The sequence below is a fragment of the Xanthomonas sp. AC360 genome (genome assembly GCF_979258225.1).
Window position 1 is genome coordinate 1360998 of record NZ_OZ409846.1, and the last position, 16931, is coordinate 1377928.

The following is a 16931-nucleotide window of genomic DNA, read 5'->3' on the forward strand; positions in this document are numbered from 1 at the left end:
GATGCGGTGCCGCAATACACCGTTACAGCTGCAACGAGGCCTGTCGCAATCCCTTGTGCCAGCTGGCTTGGCGCCTGTCGGGCGACAGGCGCCAGCGCAGCCTCAGAGTGGCTAACAAAACGTAGCGAGCAGTCGGCAGGTGGGTGTGGACGGCGCGCTCAGAGCCGGCGTGTACGCGTGGACCATGCCGCACCCAGCACCGGCCGCGCCCGCCTGGCGGTGCGCACAGTCGGGTTGTTAGCTGCTCTTAGCCGCAACGCACCGCAGTGATGACGTTCTTGGCGTCCACTTCGACATTGAGCCGTTCGCCGTTGAATTCCATCGTCACCATCTGGCCGGGCTTGAGCACCCGTACCGACTTGGCGCCGGCGTCGCTGCGAGCCTGCTCGCCCACCGCATCGGTGATGGGCTGGCCAACCAGCGACTGCACCTGGGTGGCGTCGCAACTGCCGATCGGCGGCGCTTCCGGCGCTGCATCCGGCACCGGCGCGGACGCTTGCTCGGCCGCCTGTTGTGCGTTGGCCGCGACGGCTTCCTGCTCATCGGGTTGCGGTTTGTTGCAGGCAGTCAATGCAGTCAGCACGACCAAGGTGCAAGCCAGACGGGCAATAGGCAGGACAGCGCGCATCGATGACTCCAGCAAAGGGGGGATGCCCAAGCATAAGCACAAAGTTGCGCCGCGGGCATCGCTTGCCCACACGGCGTTGTCGTTGCGTTGACGCGGCCTAGCGCTGCGCGGCCCAACAATCGGTGCCAGTCCTTCGATCCGTGCGCAATGAAAGCCAAACGTGTTCTTCGCAATGTCGCCGCCACGGCCAGTGCCGCCGGCACGCTCGCCACCGCCGCCACCGGTGCGGTCGTCGCAACGGCCGCCGTCGCCACCGTCGCCACCGGTGCGGTCGTCGCAACGGCCGCCGTCGCCACCGTGGCTGCGGTGGCACAGGCCAAAGCCACCGCGCGGGCGGCGGGGCTGACCTACGTCAACGATCAGCAGCCAGGCATCAGCCGGCGCAAGGCGGGCAAGAGCTTCAGCTACCGCAGTGCCGACGGGCAGCGCATCGCCGATGCCGATACCTTGCAGCGCATCCGTGCATTGGCCATTCCGCCGGCCTATACCGAGGTGTGGATCTGCGCCAAACCCAACGGTCACCTGCAGGCCACCGGGCGCGACGCGCGGCGGCGCAAGCAGTACCGCTATCACGCCGATTGGGCGCAGGTGCGTGGCGAAGGCAAGTTCGAGCGCGTGATCGCCTTCGGCACGGCGTTACCCAAATTGCGGCGGCGTCTGCGACGCGATCTGGCACTGCCCGACTTTCCGCGTGAGAAGGTGCTGGCGATTGTGGTCGCGCTGCTGGCCGACACCTTGGTGCGCGTGGGCAATGCCGAATATGCGCGCAGCAATCGCTCGTACGGGCTGACCACGCTACGCAATCGCCACATGGAATTTTTGAAAGGCGGGCGTGCACGGCTCAAATTCCGCGGCAAGAGCGGCCAGGATCACGACATCGAAGTGGACGACAAGCATCTGGTCAAACTGATCCGGCAATGTCAGCAGCTACCGGGGCAATCGCTGTTTCAGTATCGCGACGACGACGGCACCCTGCAGCCCGTGGATTCGGGCGAGGTCAACGACTATCTGCGCGAAGCGATGGGCGAGGATTTCACCGCCAAGGACTTCCGCACCTGGGGCGGCACGCTGGCCGCCTTGCAGCGCCTGGCGCGTTTGCCGCTGCCCGAGCGCAGCAGCGAACGCGCGCTCATGCAGGTGCAGAACGATGTCATCCGCGAGGTGGCCGATGCGCTGGGCAACACGCCATCGGTGTGTCGCAAGGCCTACATCGACCCCTGCGTGTTCGAAGGCTGGCGCGCCGGGCAACTGCAGGCGATGGCCAGCGGCGTGCGCGGCGAGCGGCAGTGGGAAGCGGCCACGCTGCGCTTTTTGACCGACTCGCGCAGCAAGCAACGCAAGGCCAACAAGCCAGGCAAGGCGGCTACGCCGAAGCCCAAGCCCAGCCGCCGTAAGCGTGCTGCGTGATGCTGCGGATCTTTGCGAGAGCGCTGGTGAGATAGTTGGGAGCCACAGCCTGCTTGCTGTGACTGGCAAGCTGCTGATCCAGCGCGTAGATGCGTACGCTGAGTTACCGCGCGCGCATCGCATTGGCGGCGATCAGTCGTCTGCAATTTGCTTTCACGGCGCTGCGCCCAGGCATCGCGCACGAAGGTGTAATCGTCCACGGCATCGCGCGTAGCGCGTCTATCGGCAGCATGCGTGCACGGCCGTGGCTGAGTTAACGCGTGTAGGTGCGGCGCTGTAGGCGATAGGTCGTCGCTGGCGGGATATTCCAATAGGTTCGCCCTATCTTGACCGCCTCCAGATCGAGCGCATCGAGAATGTGCGCCGGCACCGAGCAGTTGAAGCCGTAGGTAAACAGATACATGCGTCCGCCCGGCTTGAGATGCAGGAAGGCGCCGCGCACGATGGCGGCCACCTGATGTGCGGGCATGTTCAAGAAGCCAAGCCCGCAGACCACTGCATCCGCGCAGGCGCCATCGAAGCGGGGTAGCGATTCAAGATCGGAAACGTCCATCTGCAGCACTGTCGCGTGCGGGAAGCGGTGCGTGAGCAACGATGCAAACGCTTGGTTGTATTCGAGCAGGACCAGGTTCTTCTCGCGCACACCCTTGTCGAGCATCGCCTGGGTAAATGCGCCGGTACCGGGGCCAAGTTCGAGCACGCGCCCGGTACGTTCGGAGAGCTCGGAGGTGATGATGGAAGCGAGTGCACGCCCGGAGGGGAGGATCGCTGCAACCGAGCTAGGAGCGGTGATCCATTCGCGAAAAAACGAAGCCATATACGAACGTGCCATCTATCCTCACAGCGTTGAAAGAGTTAAGCGCAATCGGTAGGACGCAATCGTCATCCGGTCGATGGTGCCACGCATTCGGCACCACAAGGCCAGGGTGCCAAGTTGTTCGCAGTCTGTCGTTAATGCCGGGCCAGGATTGAAGTTAAGCCTCCATTAGCATCGACTACCTAGCGGCAGCGATAGATCGGCTCAACGTTGCGAGTGGGCGCGGAAGCGAACATCGCAAGCGATCGACGATGGCTGCCGTTGACTGAATGCACTGCGCAGCGGCGGAATCAATGCAGCAGATACGCGATCGATAGAGAGCTGTGCCAACTCTGCGCGGCATCCGATTGCTGCCTGTGCCGCCGCACTGTCGCCTCGATACACGTGCAGATGCGCTTCGCGTTATTGCTGCATAACGATCGTTGAGACCACGATGCGACTATGAGCCATCATCGCCATCTCCGATGGCGTTATTGGTGATGGATGTCTGCGTCAGCGTGGCACCGCGCTGCGTGCGTCCGCCGTCGCGGATACCGCAACAGCAAGCGACAGCCAACGTGGCGTCGCGAGCAAAGCGCTAGCGGTTCGCTCACTCATGCCTGGAAGCTGCTGGATCGCTTCCTTTAATGCCAGCAACCAGCAGGCAAGCGCGATACGGTGAAATCAGCACCCTCGCTTGGAACACTGGCGTCGCACCTCGCCGACGCCAGCTGAATCCTGCGCGATGTCGTTGCGCTGGCGCGGCCCACATCGAAGTTTGCTGACGCCACCAACGGCAATGCGGACAACGCCGGCCGGACGCCCGCAGGCGGCGTTGCTTCCACGACGCGTAGCCGCCCCGTTGCGGATACAGAATTCTTCAGCGGACTAAAAGTTCTTTAACGGACGCTTGAAACGATGCCACCCAGCCACGCTTCGCTGGCGCTTGAGATCCGTTAGTCGCTTTTCAGCTGCATCCACGATGGTCAAACATGGCTGCATCGGCGTTGGCGCGGCGCATTAGGCGGGCGGATGACGATCCGGGCGGCCAAGCGCGTGCGGCAGACTAAGCGCAGCGAACAAAACAACGGTGCGCTCCGCAGGTGGGCACAACCAGCGCTTGGTGCGGCATGGACCGCCCGTGCGCTGCGGTTTCGGGCGCGCCACCCGCGCCCAGCTCACGACTGCTTGCCAGCTTGCGTTGGCCGCTCGAGGAAGCAACCGACACCGCGACGACGCAGCCGCCAGGCGGCAGCAGCCGGTGTGCGGAATCTGGTTGCCGTGTGCGTTGGCTGCGGTTGCTCCATGCCGTGCGTCCCCGATCTGGCGGCCGCTCGCGCCGCTGTTTCAGCCGCTGTGAAAAGCGCCGCCACCTGTTTGGGCCACCGGCAGGCGGCCAGCGTTCGGCATCTGTGCGCTGGCGCCACCGCAAAGCAGCAACACGAGGGCGGTGCGTCAACTGCCACCGACACCTCTCACGTCAGAGCCCAGGTGCTGCGCGGTGCGCTCCGCCAGGCGATGCGCACCGTCCGTGCTGCAGCCAACCGGTGCGCAGCGAGGCGCGTTGCCCTCAGCCGCAATACACCGCAGTGATGTTGTTGGTCGGGCCGGTTTCGATGCTCAGGTGATCGCCGCCGCTTTCGCTGGCGCCCTGTGCGGGGTCGGCCAGACCGCTGGCGGTGGTGCCGCCGGTGGCGCGCTCGCCGCGCCGCACGCTGACCTGCAGGCTGTCGCTATCCACGCGCGCGCGCTCCACCGTCTGCGCCGCTGCGGCCAGACCCACGATGCCGCGGACCTTTTCGATATGGCATTGGCCGGAGATCGCGCCATCGATGGGTTGCACCTGCGCCACTTGATTGGAAGCACAGGCCGAGAGCAACAGGACGGCAGCGAGCGGGGCGAGGGTGCGGATCATCGGGCGTCTCCAGCGAAAGAATGGCGCAAGCGTGAAGAACCCGTTGTTGGTGTGGCATGAAGGCCGCCCGCTGGGGCGCGGCGCCACAACGCAGGGCCGTTCACTATCGAATGGCGGCTGGCTACCGGCGGCCAACATACCGGGGCTGGATCGATCCCGGCTCTCACACGCCCGGCACTCGGCACGCAGCGAGCGCGCCACCGCCAGCCTCTGAGTGGTGGATGGCAAAGGCCTGCGGATAAGCGCGCCACCGCGTGGGGCAAGGTGCCGGTGCAGCTACTGCGCGCGCTCAAGTCCATGACGGTGCAACAACTGCTGCAGGCGGTCCTGCACCCGCTGCAGATCGGCGTCGGCTGCCTCGTCCAGAATGTCCTGCGCCAGTGCATCGAACTGCGGCCAGAACTGGCTGGGGTCGCGCACCCGCTGCGGCCAGACCGATAGCATCTTGCCCAGTTCGGAGAGCTGATGATTGGTGTGGGTGCGTGTGTGCAGGCTCATGTCGCGTCTCCCGGCCAGTCCAGAGCCACAGCGTGGACCGCACCGTCGTCGATGAGAGTGAAAGCAAGCTCGGCCTGCAGCACACCATCAATCTCCAGCCGTGCCGCTCCACCTGGGCGTTGGGTGACATCGATGACGTAGGTGCTGGCGCCGAAGCGATACCGCAGCTGGTAGCCCGGCCAGCCGGCCGGGATGCACGGCACGATGTGCATGCGTTCGCCATGCCGTTGCAGGCCGAGCAGCGATTCGGTCAGCAGCCGGTACATCCAGCCCGCCGCGCCGGTGTACCAGCTCCAGCCACCGCGGCCGGCGTGCGGCGCCACCGCGTAGACATCGGCGGCCAGCACGTACGGTTCGGCCTTGTAGCGTTGCACCGCCGCTGCATCGCGGGCATGGTGGATCGGGTTGATCATGCCGGCCAGTTGCCAGGCCCGCGCGCTGTCGCCCAGATGCGCGAAGGCCATCGTCGCCCACACCGCCGCATGCGTGTATTGGCCGCCGTTTTCGCGCACGCCGGGGACGTAGCCACGGATATAACCGGGGTCGTGTTCGGTGCGATCGAACGGCGGCATCAGCAGCTTGACGATGCCGGCGTCGGTGTCGACCAGATGCTGGTGCATCGCGTCCATTGCCTGCGCACTGCGCGCCGGGTCCATCGCGCCGGACAGCACCGCCCAGCTCTGCGACAACGAATCGATACGGCATTCGTCCGAGTCGCTTGCGCCCAGCGGGGTGCCGTCGTCGAACCAGGCGCGCCGGTACCAGCCACCATCCCAGGCGTGCTGTTCCAACGATGCACGCAGAGCTTGTGCATGCGTGCGACAGATCGTGGCGAATGCCGCATCGTCACGCTGCGCGGCCACGTCTGCGAAACGCAGCAGCGTGTCGTAGAGGAAAAAGCCCAGCCACACGCTCTCGCCCTTGCCGTCTTTGCCGACCCGGTTCATGCCGTCGTTCCAATCGCCGCTGCCGATCAGCGGCAGGCCGCGTTCGCCCAGCCGGGTCATGCCACGTTGCAGGGCGAGCACGCTATGCGCATACAGCGACTGCATGTTGCCGGTGAGCTGGGGCAGGTCGTAATACGATTCTTCGTCGGGCTTGAGTTCGCGCCCATCGATGAAGCCCACGCGCTCGTCCAGCACGCTGGTATCGGCGGTGGTGTCCAGATAGCGGCACAGCGCCTGTGGCAACCACAGAAAATCGTCCGAACACTGCGTGCGCACACCCCGGTTCTGCGGCGGGTGCCACCAATGCTGCACATCGCCCTGTACGAACTGATGTGCGGCGCAGCGCAGCAGATGCGCGCGGGTGAGGGCCGGCTGCGCATGCACCATCGCCATGCTGTCCTGCAACTGGTCGCGGAAGCCGAACGCGCCACCGGACTGGTAATAACCGCTGCGTGCCAGGAACCGGCAGGCGATGGTCTGGTAGAGCAGCCAGCCATTGGCCAGCAGATCCACCGCCGCATCGGGCGTGCTCACCTGCACGGTGCCCAGAATCTGCTGCCAGTGCGCACGCACCGCCAGCAGTGCAGTGTGCGCGGTGGCCACGCCACGGCTTTGACGTGCCAGCGTCACTGCGCTGGCGCGATCGGCGGCCGCACCCAGGCGGAACACCGTTTCAAAGGTCTGTTCGGCCGCCAGCGTCACCGGAATCTGGATCGCCGCGCACGGGTCCAGGCCGGCACCGACGCGCCCGGACAAACGCTGCCGAGTGAGCGCGGCGGGGGCGGCCAGGCTGCCGTTGCGCCCGAGGAATTCGCTGCGGTCGGCGGTGATGCTGCGGCTGGGCGCATCGGCATCGAAAAACGCCACGCGCCCGTCGAACTCGGTGTTGTACGGGTTGCGCGCGGTCAGCACGCTGCTGCCCAGATCCACCTCGCTGACCACATGCAGTTGCGAGCGTGCGCGGATGTCGCCGAGCACCCATTCCACATACCCGGTGACGCTGAGCCGGCGCGGGCGCCCGGACAGATTCTTCAGCCGTAGATGGCTGAACTTGATCGGCCGCTCCACATCGACGAACACCCACAGCTCGCTGCCGATACCGTGTTCGATATGGCTGTAGACGCTGTAGCCGAAGCCGTGGCGCACGGTATAGCGACCGTTGCCGCGGCATGGCAGTGCCATCGGCGACCACACTTCGCCGGTGTCATCGTCGCGCAGATAGAACGCTTCGCTGGAGGCATCGCCGACCGGGTCGTTATGCCACGGCGTGAGCCGGAATTCGTGCGCGTTCTCGGCCCAGCTGTAACCGGGGCTGCTGTCGCTGACCACGCTGCCGAACTGCGCATTGGCCATCACGTTGCACCACGGCGCCGGCGTGGCGGTGCCTTCGTCCAGGGTGATGCGGTATTCGCGGCCGTCGGCGGCGAATGCGCCCAGGCCGTTGTCGAACAGCACCGCTTCTTCGGCTGCGGCCTGCAGGGTGTGGTCCAGGTAAGCGGCGTGCGTGCTGGCCAACGCGTCGGCGCTGTCCAGTTGCTGGATCGGCTCCAGCAGCGGCGGGTGCGCACGTGCGCTGGGGTGGCGCTGCAGTTGCGCGTCCAGGGTGCCGTTGGCATCGCTCAGGATCGCGCGTGCCACGGTCTGCAACAGCACGCGGTCTTCCTGCGAAATGTGTTCGATGGCGCGCACGAAAATACCGCCGGGGCGGTCGAGCACATTGGCTTCGGGATCGGCAGCGATCAGGCCCAGGATGGCGTCCTGCAACTGCTGGCGATAGCCGGCCTGGCTTTCGTTCCAGATCACCAGGTCCGCACGCAGGCCTTTCAGGCGCCAATACGCGTGCGCCTGCACCAGCTGGCGCGCCAGTTCGAGATTGTCCGGGTCGGTGATGCGCAACAGCACGATCGGCAGATCGCCGGAGATGGCGTGACTCCACAGCGCGGACTGGCCGCGGTGGTTGTGCAGCAGTACCTCGTTGTCGGCGCGCAGTTGCGGGTCGACGAACAGCACGCGCGCGGCCAGCCGCTCGTAGAGCATCGCATCGGCCAACGAAGCATTGATCTGCCGGCGCGTGACCTGACTCTGGGTCAGTGCCAGATCGAACACCCGGTCGGCCAGACGGCGGTCGCGGTACTTGTCGATCAACGCGGTGCAGGCGGTGCGTTGGGTGCCCACGCCGTAGACCATGTCGACCTGCGCTTGCTGATCGGGCGCCAGCGAAATACGGCAGCGGATCGCCACGATCGGGTCCAGCACCGAGCCGGCCGCGCCCGACAGCGCGGTCTGTTCGCTCAGGGCCGCCGGATTGCGGGTGCTGCGTCCCCGCCCGATGAACGCGGCGCGGTCGGTCTCGTAGGAGATCGTCGCCACATCGGCATCGTGCACCGCCACCAGATGCAGCATCCACGGCTGCGCCTCGTCGTGCCCGCGCGGTCGGCGTGTGCACAGCAGGGCCTGTCGGTCGGCCAGGATCTCGGTCTGCACGAACAGGTTGCTGAAAGCCGGATGCGCCTCATCGGAGGCTGCCGGCGCCAGCACCACTTCGGCGTAGGTGGTGATCTCGATGACCCGCGTCTGCCGCGAGCGGTTGCGGATGCGCAAGCGGCGCAGTTCCACATCGTCCTCGGCGGAGATGGCGATTTCCAGATGGCTGTCGTACCGCTGGTGGCTGCCCTTGAACTCGGCCTTTGCATCGGAAAAGATCGCTTCGTAGCGCTCTACCGGCACGCAGGTCGGTTGATGCGCGGCCGACCACACCGCGCCGCTGTCCACATCGCGCAGATAGCAGAACGTGCCCCAGTGATCGCGGGTGCCATCCTCGCGCCAGCGGGTGACCGCCATGTCGCGTGCACGGCTGTAGCCACCGCCGGCGGAGGTCAACATGCCGTGGTAACGCCCGTTGGAGAGCAGTTGCAACGCCGGCTGCGCCAGGTTGGGGTCGCGATGGATACGCAACGCCATCCCCGCCTCGGTGGCGACCGGGCGTTCGGCTGCTTCGACCAGGCCTTTGACGTAGACGCCGGCACGCGGTGCGCGCTCCTGCAACAGCAACAGCGTGGCCTGGAATTGCGGATCGGCGACAAAGCGTTGTTGCATCGGCGCATCGCGCAACACGTGATCCAGCGCCAGCAGCGCCATACCCTGGTGATGCGACATGAACGAGCGCACCACGGCGTGTTGTTCGCCACGCGGCACCCGCGAGGGCGTGTAATCGATCGCCTCGTACAGACCGAAGCGGCCGCCGAAGCCCAGCGCCTGCAGTTGCTGCAGATTGCGGCAGGCCGCATCCGGTTCGACCATCAACGCCATCGCGCTGGCATAGGGCGCGATCACCAGATCCTGGCCCAGCCCGCGCTTGAGTCCGAGCCCGGGGACGCCGAACGCGCGGTATTGATAATTGCGCCGCGTATCGACCGTGTTGTAGCCCGATTCGGACACGCCCCACGGCACATCGCGCGCTGCGCCGTAGCGGATCTGCGCCTGCACCGCGCCGCGCATCGAGCGGCTCAGCAGCGTCTGCGGGTAGCTGGGCATCACCAGGTCGGGCATCAGGTACTCGAACATCGAGCCGCTCCACGACAGCAGCGTCGGCTCGGCGCCGGTATCGGTCAGCGTGCGTCCCAGCGCGAACCAGCTGTCCTGCGGCAGCTTGCCCTGGGCGATCGCCACGAAGAGCCCTAAGCGCGCCTCCGAGGCCAGCAGGTCGTAATGGCCGCTATCCAGGCGGCGGTCGTCGACGTTGTAGCCGATCGACAACAACTGCTGGGCACGGTTGTAGAGAAAGCCGTAGTCCATCTGCGCCAGTTGCCCGGCGATATGCGCAAGCCGTTGCAGCTCCTGTACGCGCGTGGCGGCCCAGGTCTGCACCTGCGGCGGCTGGCTGCCGTCGGCCAGTTGCCGCAACGTGGCGATCGCCTGGGAGGGCTCTTCCGCTGTGTGCGTGGAGGGGCTGGCGAGTGCCGGCGCGCACTGGCTCAACTCATCCAACGTCGCCTTGCAACAGTCCACCAGGCGCTGCGGCCAGGGCTCTTCGTCATCGCCAGTGCTCGGCATCGCCGCCAGAAGCGATTGGCTCTGTGCCAACAGCGGCCGCAGGGCGGCATCGGCCTGATGCAGGGTCGGCGTGGGCTGGTTGCGGATCGCCTGCACGCGCTGCGTCATCGCGCGCAGTGCGGCGGTGGCATCGTCGCTGCGCGGCGTCGCTTGCATGCTCAGCACGCCAAGCGTGTCGGCCAGCCCGTCGAACACCGCCATCGACACCGCCGGCGCATCCACCAGCGCCAGCAGCCCTTGCCGCAGCGTCAGCAGATGCCCGACCAGGTTGCCGCTATCGACGGTGGAGACATAGCGCGGCATCAACGGCGCCAGTGTTTCGGTGTCGTACCAATTGTAGAAATGGCCGCGGTGGCGCGGTAGCGATTCCAGCGTGGTCAGCGTGTCGGCCACGCGGGTCATCACGCCGGCCACGGTCAGGTAGCCCAGATCGTAGGCGGCCAGGTTGGCCAGCAACCCCAGCCCGATGTTGGTCGGCGAGGTGCGGTTGGCCACTACCGTGACCGGGTATTCCTGCACGTTGTCCGGCGGCAGCCAATGGTGCTGCGCGGTGCTATGGCTCTCGAAGAACGCCCAGGTACGCCGCGACAATCCGCCGAGGAAATCGCGCTGCTCCTGCGACAACTGCGCCACCGGCGCAGCGGGCTGTTCGCCCAGCCAGGCCATCAGCCAGGGCGCGCCCAACCACGCCAGCCCCAGCGGCAGCGCCGCCCACAAGGCCGCCGGCGACCACCACGCCACCGCCGCAACCACCAGCGCCGCACTGCAGGCGGCGCCGGCCATCAGGGGGTGTTCGGCATTGCCGCTGCGCGCGCTGCGTTCCACTTCGCTGGATGGCGCCCACTGCAACAGATGGCGATGGGTGATCGTCATCCGCAGTAGCGTGCGGGCGATGGCCGCCAGCTGCAGCCCTGCCTCGAACGGCAGGCAGGCCAGCACCACACCGGTGCGCAGCAGATGCTGGCGCAGCCCCGCCCCCACCTGGCGCGCGTGATGACGCAGCCCCAGGCCCTCGGGCGGGTGCGCCAGCGCATACAGCGCCGAACACAGCCCCGGCAGCAGCCACAGCACCAACAGCCAGAGCGTCCAACGCAGCGGTGTGGGCGAGCACAGCCAGCCGATCAGCAACAAGCCCAAAGCGGCCGGTGCCACCAGGCTGCGGCGCAGGTTGTCCAGCAGCTTGCCGCGCGACAACCACGACAGCGGATTGCGCGCGCGCCGGCCACCCCGGTCGGGCACCCAAGGCAGCAGCCACGGCAAGAGCTGCCAGTCGCCACGCACCCAGCGCGCGCGGCGCTTGGCATCGGTGGCATAGCGCTGCGGATGGCGCTCGTACAGGCGCACGTCGCTGAGCAAACCGGCGCGTACATAGCAGCCTTCCAGCAGGTCGTGGCTGAGCACGCGGTTGTCGGGGAAGCGGCCAGCCAGCACCTGTTCGAAGGTGGCCACCGCATAGATGCCCTTGCCGATGAAGGAGCCTTCGCCGAACAGGTCCTGATACACGTCCGACACCACGCGCGTGTACGGGTCGATGCCCGGCTCGATGCCGAACATGCGTGCAAAGCGCGATTCGCCGCCCTCGCTCATGCCGGTGCCCAAGCCAGGCTGCAGGATGCCGTAACCGGCTTCGATGATCTGCCCGGACGCATCCATGCGCGGCACATTCAACGGATGCGACATCGCGCCGACCAATGCGCGTGCCGCATCCCGAGGCAGGTGGGTATCGCTATCGAGCGTGATCACATAACGCACCTGCACCAGCGCGGCGACATCGCCTTGCACCTGCAGGAAGTCGTTGGCTGCCTGCAGCGGCGCATCTTCCGCGCAGAGCACGCGGTTGAGTGCTTCCAGCTTGCCGCGCTTGCGCTCTGCGCCCATCCAGCAGCCCTCGTGGGCGTTCCATTCGCGTGCGCGGTGCAGCAGGAAGAACCGATCGACATGCGCGTCGGCATACGCCGCGTTGAGCCGATCAATGTGTTGCGCCGCATGCGCCACCAGCGCCATGTCGGCAGGTAACAAGGCCTGCGTGGCATCGAGAAAATCGGTGAGCAGCGCGAAGTACAGCTGCTCGTCGCGGTTGGCCAGGTAATGCACCTCCAACGCGCCGACCAGCTCATCGATGGCATCGGCACTGGCCAGCATGCTCGGCATCACCACCAGCGTGCGGCAATCCGGTGGAATGCCCAGGCGGAGGTCCATGCGCGGCAACGGATGCGGGCGCACCCACAGCGTCGCCACCCAATTGACCAAGGCAATACCCAACTCGCTGGCGGCCAGTAGTGCGAGACCGGCGGTGGTCCACCACAGCGTCGCTGGCAGTGCGCTCACGCCCTGCAGCAAGAGGCCGGTCCATAGCAGGGCGATCAATGCGATCGGCAACAGATACACCGGCAGCGCAACGCGGCGTGCGCGCCGCCCGCGCGGCAATGGCGTCGGGCGCGCGGACGTGGATGGCGTGCGCAGCGCGGCACGTAACGTCGGCAGCCCCGCATCCACCAGGTAATAGCCCACATGGGCGGTCACCGGCGCGTCGGCGCTGGCCTGTGCGGCCAGCTGTACTACCGTCTGCGCCACCGCCGGTTCGTCGCAGTGCATGCGCTGGGCCAGGTGCTCCACCACATGCCGGTAGGCATCGCGGGTCTGAAAATCCATGCGCGCATAGACATCGGCCGGGTCGCTGCGCAGGTGCTGCTCGACCACACTCATGCTTTCGACGAATTCGCGCCAATCCATTTCATCCAGAAACCGCAGGCTGCCGATACTGTTGCTGATCGCCACCTGTTCGGCCGCCTGGCGTTGGCTTTCGGCATGCACCAGACCTTCCACGCTCTGGCCTTCGCTGGCCAGCCATTGCTCCACCCAGGCACTGGCCATCGACAGCACCGGGCCGCGGCCCTGGATGCCGCGCGTCAACTCAGCGACAAACGCGCCGGTGGCCGGCGGTTGCGAGCGCGCCAGATCGGCCACCACCACCACCACATCCTTGGGCTGGGCCGCGGCAGTGGCGTTGAGCAAGGCCGCCCAGTCCGCGGCGAGGGCGTTGTCGCGCCCGTCGTGCATGATGCCGTCGGCAATGCGGCGCACGTTGTCGAGCAATGCCAGCCGCAGCACGATTGGAATCGCCCACAGCTCGCCGAGTTTGAGCGGTGCCACCTGTTGATAGGCCGCAATGAAACGGCTCAGCGTGATCGCATCCACACGCCCATCGCCATGCGCGACGACCTGCAGGCCCAACTCGTAGACGCGCGGCAGGCCGATTGCGGTGGCGGTGCGCAGACGCGGCAGTTGCCGACTGTAACCGGGCGGAAGATGCAGCCGCGCCAGGCGCATCTGCTCTTCGATCAGATAATAGTTGTCCAGCAACCACTCGCCGGCAGGATGCAATCGCACGCCATCGGCTGCCATCTCGGTCAAGCGCGATGCCGCACCGTCGAGCGCGCGTTGGTTGAACTTGAGCCCCGACAACAACAGTTCGCGTGCCGGCCCGATGTAGAGCGTGTGCGAGGTTGCCAGCGCACGCGCCAGCGTTTCCATCTGCTCGTCGCCGAGCAAGGCAACGCCCGGTGCGACCGCATCACGGACCGGATGCGCTTGTAGTGATCGTGCTGGTTGGGTAATCGATTGCCACCAGAGAGAGAACGCAGACGCTTTCCGCTTTGGCGGCATGGAGACATTGCCTGTGCAGCATAAGTGCCGCTAGAGCCACGATCATGCGCGCTCGCGTTAGGCGACATGTGAAGGGGGATGCATGTGCAACGCGCGATGCCACGTGATGTCGGCGCATGCGGCGCATGGCATCGTCGAATGCAGACGTGCAGCATGCGATCAAGCCAACGCGACAGTTGTGGGTGCGTGTGCATTTAGATTGGCAAATAAAACGTAGCGAGCAGTCGTCAGGTGGATGCGGACGGCGCGCTCATAACCGGCGTGTACGCGTGGTCCATGCCGCACCGAGCACCGGCCGCGCCTGCCTGGCGGTGCGCACAGTTACTTTGTTAGCTGCTCTTGGAGCGATGCATTGACTGCACCCACGATGGATCGCAGGCGCGAAGCGACCAGCATGATTCGCTTGCTGCGCCGGGCATTCTGCAATCGGTGTGAGCACACGCCGCCAATGCGGCACGCTGTCCTTGCTACCTGTGTCATCGTGCAGGCGTGCGGCATCTTCCTTTCTGCGTTCATAAGGCGTCACCCATGCTCCACACAACACATCGGTGGGTGCTGTGCCTGCTGCTGAGCAGTTTGAGCCTGCATGGCAATGCCGCGCAATCGCCATCGTCCATGAGCGTGGCCGGGTTGGAACAGCCGGCGCAGATTCGCGTCGATCGTTGGGGCGTGGCGCATATCTACGCCCGTACCGATAGCGACGCGTTCTTCGTGCAGGGATTCAACGTCGCGCGCGACCGCCTGTTTCAGCTCGACCTGTTGCGTCGCAAAGGACTGGGCCAGCTTGCCGATGCGTTTGGGCCGGCCTATGTCGAACAGGACCGTGCTTCGCGGCTGTTTCTGTATCGCGGCGACATGCACGCCGAATGGGCCAGCTACGGCCCCGATGCACAGCGCGACGTCAGCCGATTCGTTGCCGGCATCAATGCCTACATCGCGTGGCTGGATGCGCATCCACAGGCGCTGCCGTACGAATTCCGCGCCTTCGCTTATCGACCGCAGACATGGTCGCCAGAAGACGTGCTGCGCATCCGCACCACCGGTTTGAGCCGCAACGTCAAAAGCGAGGTCGCCCGCGCCAAGGTCGCTTGCAAGGCTGCGCTAAGCGTCGACGCGATCCGGCTGAAACTGCAGCCGGCCTGGACCACGAAGGTGCCCGAAGGACTGGATCCCTGCCTTCCGGACGCGGTGTTGAAGGTCTACGAACTGGCCACGCAAAGCCCCAGGCTGAGTGCCGATACTCACCCGCGCAGCGCTATCGCAGACACCGCAGCGCTACGCCCGGAAGAAGAAGCCGCTGCAGAAGGCAGCAACAATTGGGTGATTGCCCCGCACAAATCGGCCACCGGTCATGCGGTGCTGGCGGACGACCCGCACCGCGCGTACACCGTGCCCAGCCTGCGTTACTTCGTGCATCTCAACAGCCCGGGGCTGGACATCATCGGCGCCGGCGAGCCCACCGCGCCGGGCATCGCGATCGGCCACAACCGCACCAGCGCCTTCGGCCTGACCATCTTCAACATCGATCAGGAAGATCTCTACGTCTACCGTCTGAACCCGGCCGATCACACGTCGTATTGGTACCAGGGTCATTGGGAACCGATGCGCACGCAGCGCGAGTCCATTGCAGTGCGCGACGCTGCATCGGTGCCGGTGGAGCTGCAATTCACCCGGCATGGGCCGGTGATCTATGTCGATGCGGACAAGCACATCGCCTACGCCATTCGCTCGGTCTGGAGCCAACCCGGTGCGGCGCCGTATCTGGGGTCGCTGCGTTATCTGCGCAGCGCATCGTTCGAGCAGTTCAAGGACGCGCTCGCACACTGGGGCGCGCCATCGGTGAATCAGGTCTATGCCGATGTGCACGGCACCATCGGTTGGGCGACGGCCGGCATGACCCCGCGCCGCGAACATTCGGATGGGTTGCTGCCGGTTCCCGGCGATGGCCACTACGAGTGGAGCGGCTTCTGGAACAGCAATATCTTGCCCTCATCGAAGAACCCTGCTTCCGGCTTCATCACCACCTCCAACGAGATGAATCTGCCGGCCGGCGATCCATCCCTGGCGCGCAAGATCGGCTTCGAATGGGCTAACGACGCGCGGCATGCACGCATCACCCAAGTCCTCGCGCAGTTGCCCAAGGTGACCCTGCAGGATTCGCAGCAGTTGCAGAACGACCAGGTGTCGTTGCTGGCACAGCGGCTGGTGGCCTTGCTCCAACCGCTGCACGCGCAGGACCCGGCGACCAACGCGGCATTGGCACTGCTGCGACCGTGGAACGGCGAGGTCAGCGCAACTTCTGCCGCTGCCGCGCTGGAAGAAGTGTGGTTCAGCAGTTATCTCGGCGCGGCTTACAAAGCGCTGGTACTGCGCCCGGCGGAGGCAGCCACCTTCGGCATGCCCGACGCCGCGGTGCTGATGGACGCGCTGGAGCATCCGGGGACCGCATTCGGTCCAACCCCCGCCGCACGCCGCGACCAGTTGCTGCTGGAGTCGCTGCGCAGCGCATACCAGTCATTGGTCGACCAGCAAGGGCCGGATCCGGCGCAATGGCAGTGGGGCAAGCTGCACACCAACAGCGTTACCCATGCGATGAGCGCAGCGCTCGGCAGCGAACGCGCGCGGTTGGATGTCGGCCCATTCCCTAAGGGCGGCAGCCCTTACACGCCCAATCAATCCAGCTACGACCCCAAGGATTCCCGCCAGACCATCGGCCCGTCCGCACGTCTGATCATCGACCTTGGCGACTGGGACAATTCGCGTGCGGTGAACTACCCCGGCCAATCCGGCGACCCGGCCAGCCCGCATTACCGCGATCTGGCCCCACTATGGCTGCAGGGCAAGTATTTCCCGTTGCTGTACACGCGTGCGGCGGTCGACGCGGCGACCGAGCAAGTGTTCGATCTGGTGCCGGCGCGCGCGCCGGCAAGCAGAGCCCGGTAGCACGCCCAGGCAGGCAAGCGCGGCGTTCTCTATACCGGCGCGGCGTCTGTAAACAGAGCACTCAGCGCACAAAACTCA

Annotated in this window: 7 protein-coding genes and 3 other RNA genes; 3 read left to right on the plus strand and 7 right to left on the minus strand. The window is 65.9% G+C overall.

From position 1 onward, the window contains the following. Nucleotides 1-109 precede the first annotated feature (109 nt). Nucleotides 110-186, minus strand: a non-coding RNA gene (locus ACZZ0O_RS05795) — sX9 sRNA. 61 nt (nucleotides 187-247) lie between these two features. After that, the gene (locus ACZZ0O_RS05800) at nucleotides 248-628 is read right to left on the minus strand and encodes an I78 family peptidase inhibitor (protein ID WP_323518160.1); all 381 of its coding nucleotides are present in this window, start codon (nucleotides 626-628) and stop codon (nucleotides 248-250) included. 57 nt (nucleotides 629-685) lie between these two features. On the opposite strand from ACZZ0O_RS05800, the gene ACZZ0O_RS05805 reads away from it, so the two are divergent. Next, on the plus strand, nucleotides 686-2035 hold the full coding sequence (locus ACZZ0O_RS05805) for a DNA topoisomerase IB (protein WP_463592402.1): 1350 nt from the start codon (nucleotides 686-688) through the stop codon (nucleotides 2033-2035). A gap of 253 nt (nucleotides 2036-2288) precedes the next feature. Here ACZZ0O_RS05805 and ACZZ0O_RS05810 read toward each other — a convergent pair whose 3' ends face one another. Beyond that, the gene (locus tag ACZZ0O_RS05810) at nucleotides 2289-2867 is read right to left on the minus strand and encodes a class I SAM-dependent methyltransferase (RefSeq protein ID WP_463602936.1); all 579 of its coding nucleotides are present in this window, start codon (nucleotides 2865-2867) and stop codon (nucleotides 2289-2291) included. A 1094-nt stretch (nucleotides 2868-3961) separates the two neighbouring features. Here ACZZ0O_RS05810 and ACZZ0O_RS05815 point away from each other — a divergent pair. Beyond that, a non-coding RNA gene (locus tag ACZZ0O_RS05815) (sX9 sRNA) lies at nucleotides 3962-4038 on the plus strand. A 363-nt stretch (nucleotides 4039-4401) separates the two neighbouring features. Here the strand turns inward: ACZZ0O_RS05815 and ACZZ0O_RS05820 are convergent. From ACZZ0O_RS05820 to ACZZ0O_RS05835, 4 genes are all read right to left on the minus strand, one after another. Further along, nucleotides 4402-4746 (minus strand): hypothetical protein, encoded by a 345-nt coding sequence (locus ACZZ0O_RS05820; protein WP_055852673.1) that lies wholly within the window; start codon nucleotides 4744-4746, stop codon nucleotides 4402-4404. 276 nt (nucleotides 4747-5022) lie between these two features. Further along, on the minus strand, nucleotides 5023-5244 hold the full coding sequence (locus ACZZ0O_RS05825) for a hypothetical protein (protein WP_463590228.1): 222 nt from the start codon (nucleotides 5242-5244) through the stop codon (nucleotides 5023-5025). Continuing rightward, on the minus strand, nucleotides 5241-13910 hold the full coding sequence (locus ACZZ0O_RS05830; RefSeq protein ID WP_463590229.1) for a GH36-type glycosyl hydrolase domain-containing protein: 8670 nt from the start codon (nucleotides 13908-13910) through the stop codon (nucleotides 5241-5243). Before ACZZ0O_RS05830 ends, ACZZ0O_RS05825 begins: the two co-directional genes overlap by 4 nt. A gap of 201 nt (nucleotides 13911-14111) precedes the next feature. Continuing rightward, nucleotides 14112-14188: non-coding RNA, sX9 sRNA (locus ACZZ0O_RS05835), on the minus strand. A 250-nt stretch (nucleotides 14189-14438) separates the two neighbouring features. Between ACZZ0O_RS05835 and ACZZ0O_RS05840 the strand changes: the two genes are divergently transcribed. Beyond that, the gene (locus ACZZ0O_RS05840) at nucleotides 14439-16853 is read left to right on the plus strand and encodes a penicillin acylase family protein (protein WP_463590230.1); all 2415 of its coding nucleotides are present in this window, start codon (nucleotides 14439-14441) and stop codon (nucleotides 16851-16853) included. The last annotated feature ends 78 nt before the right edge of the window (nucleotides 16854-16931 follow it).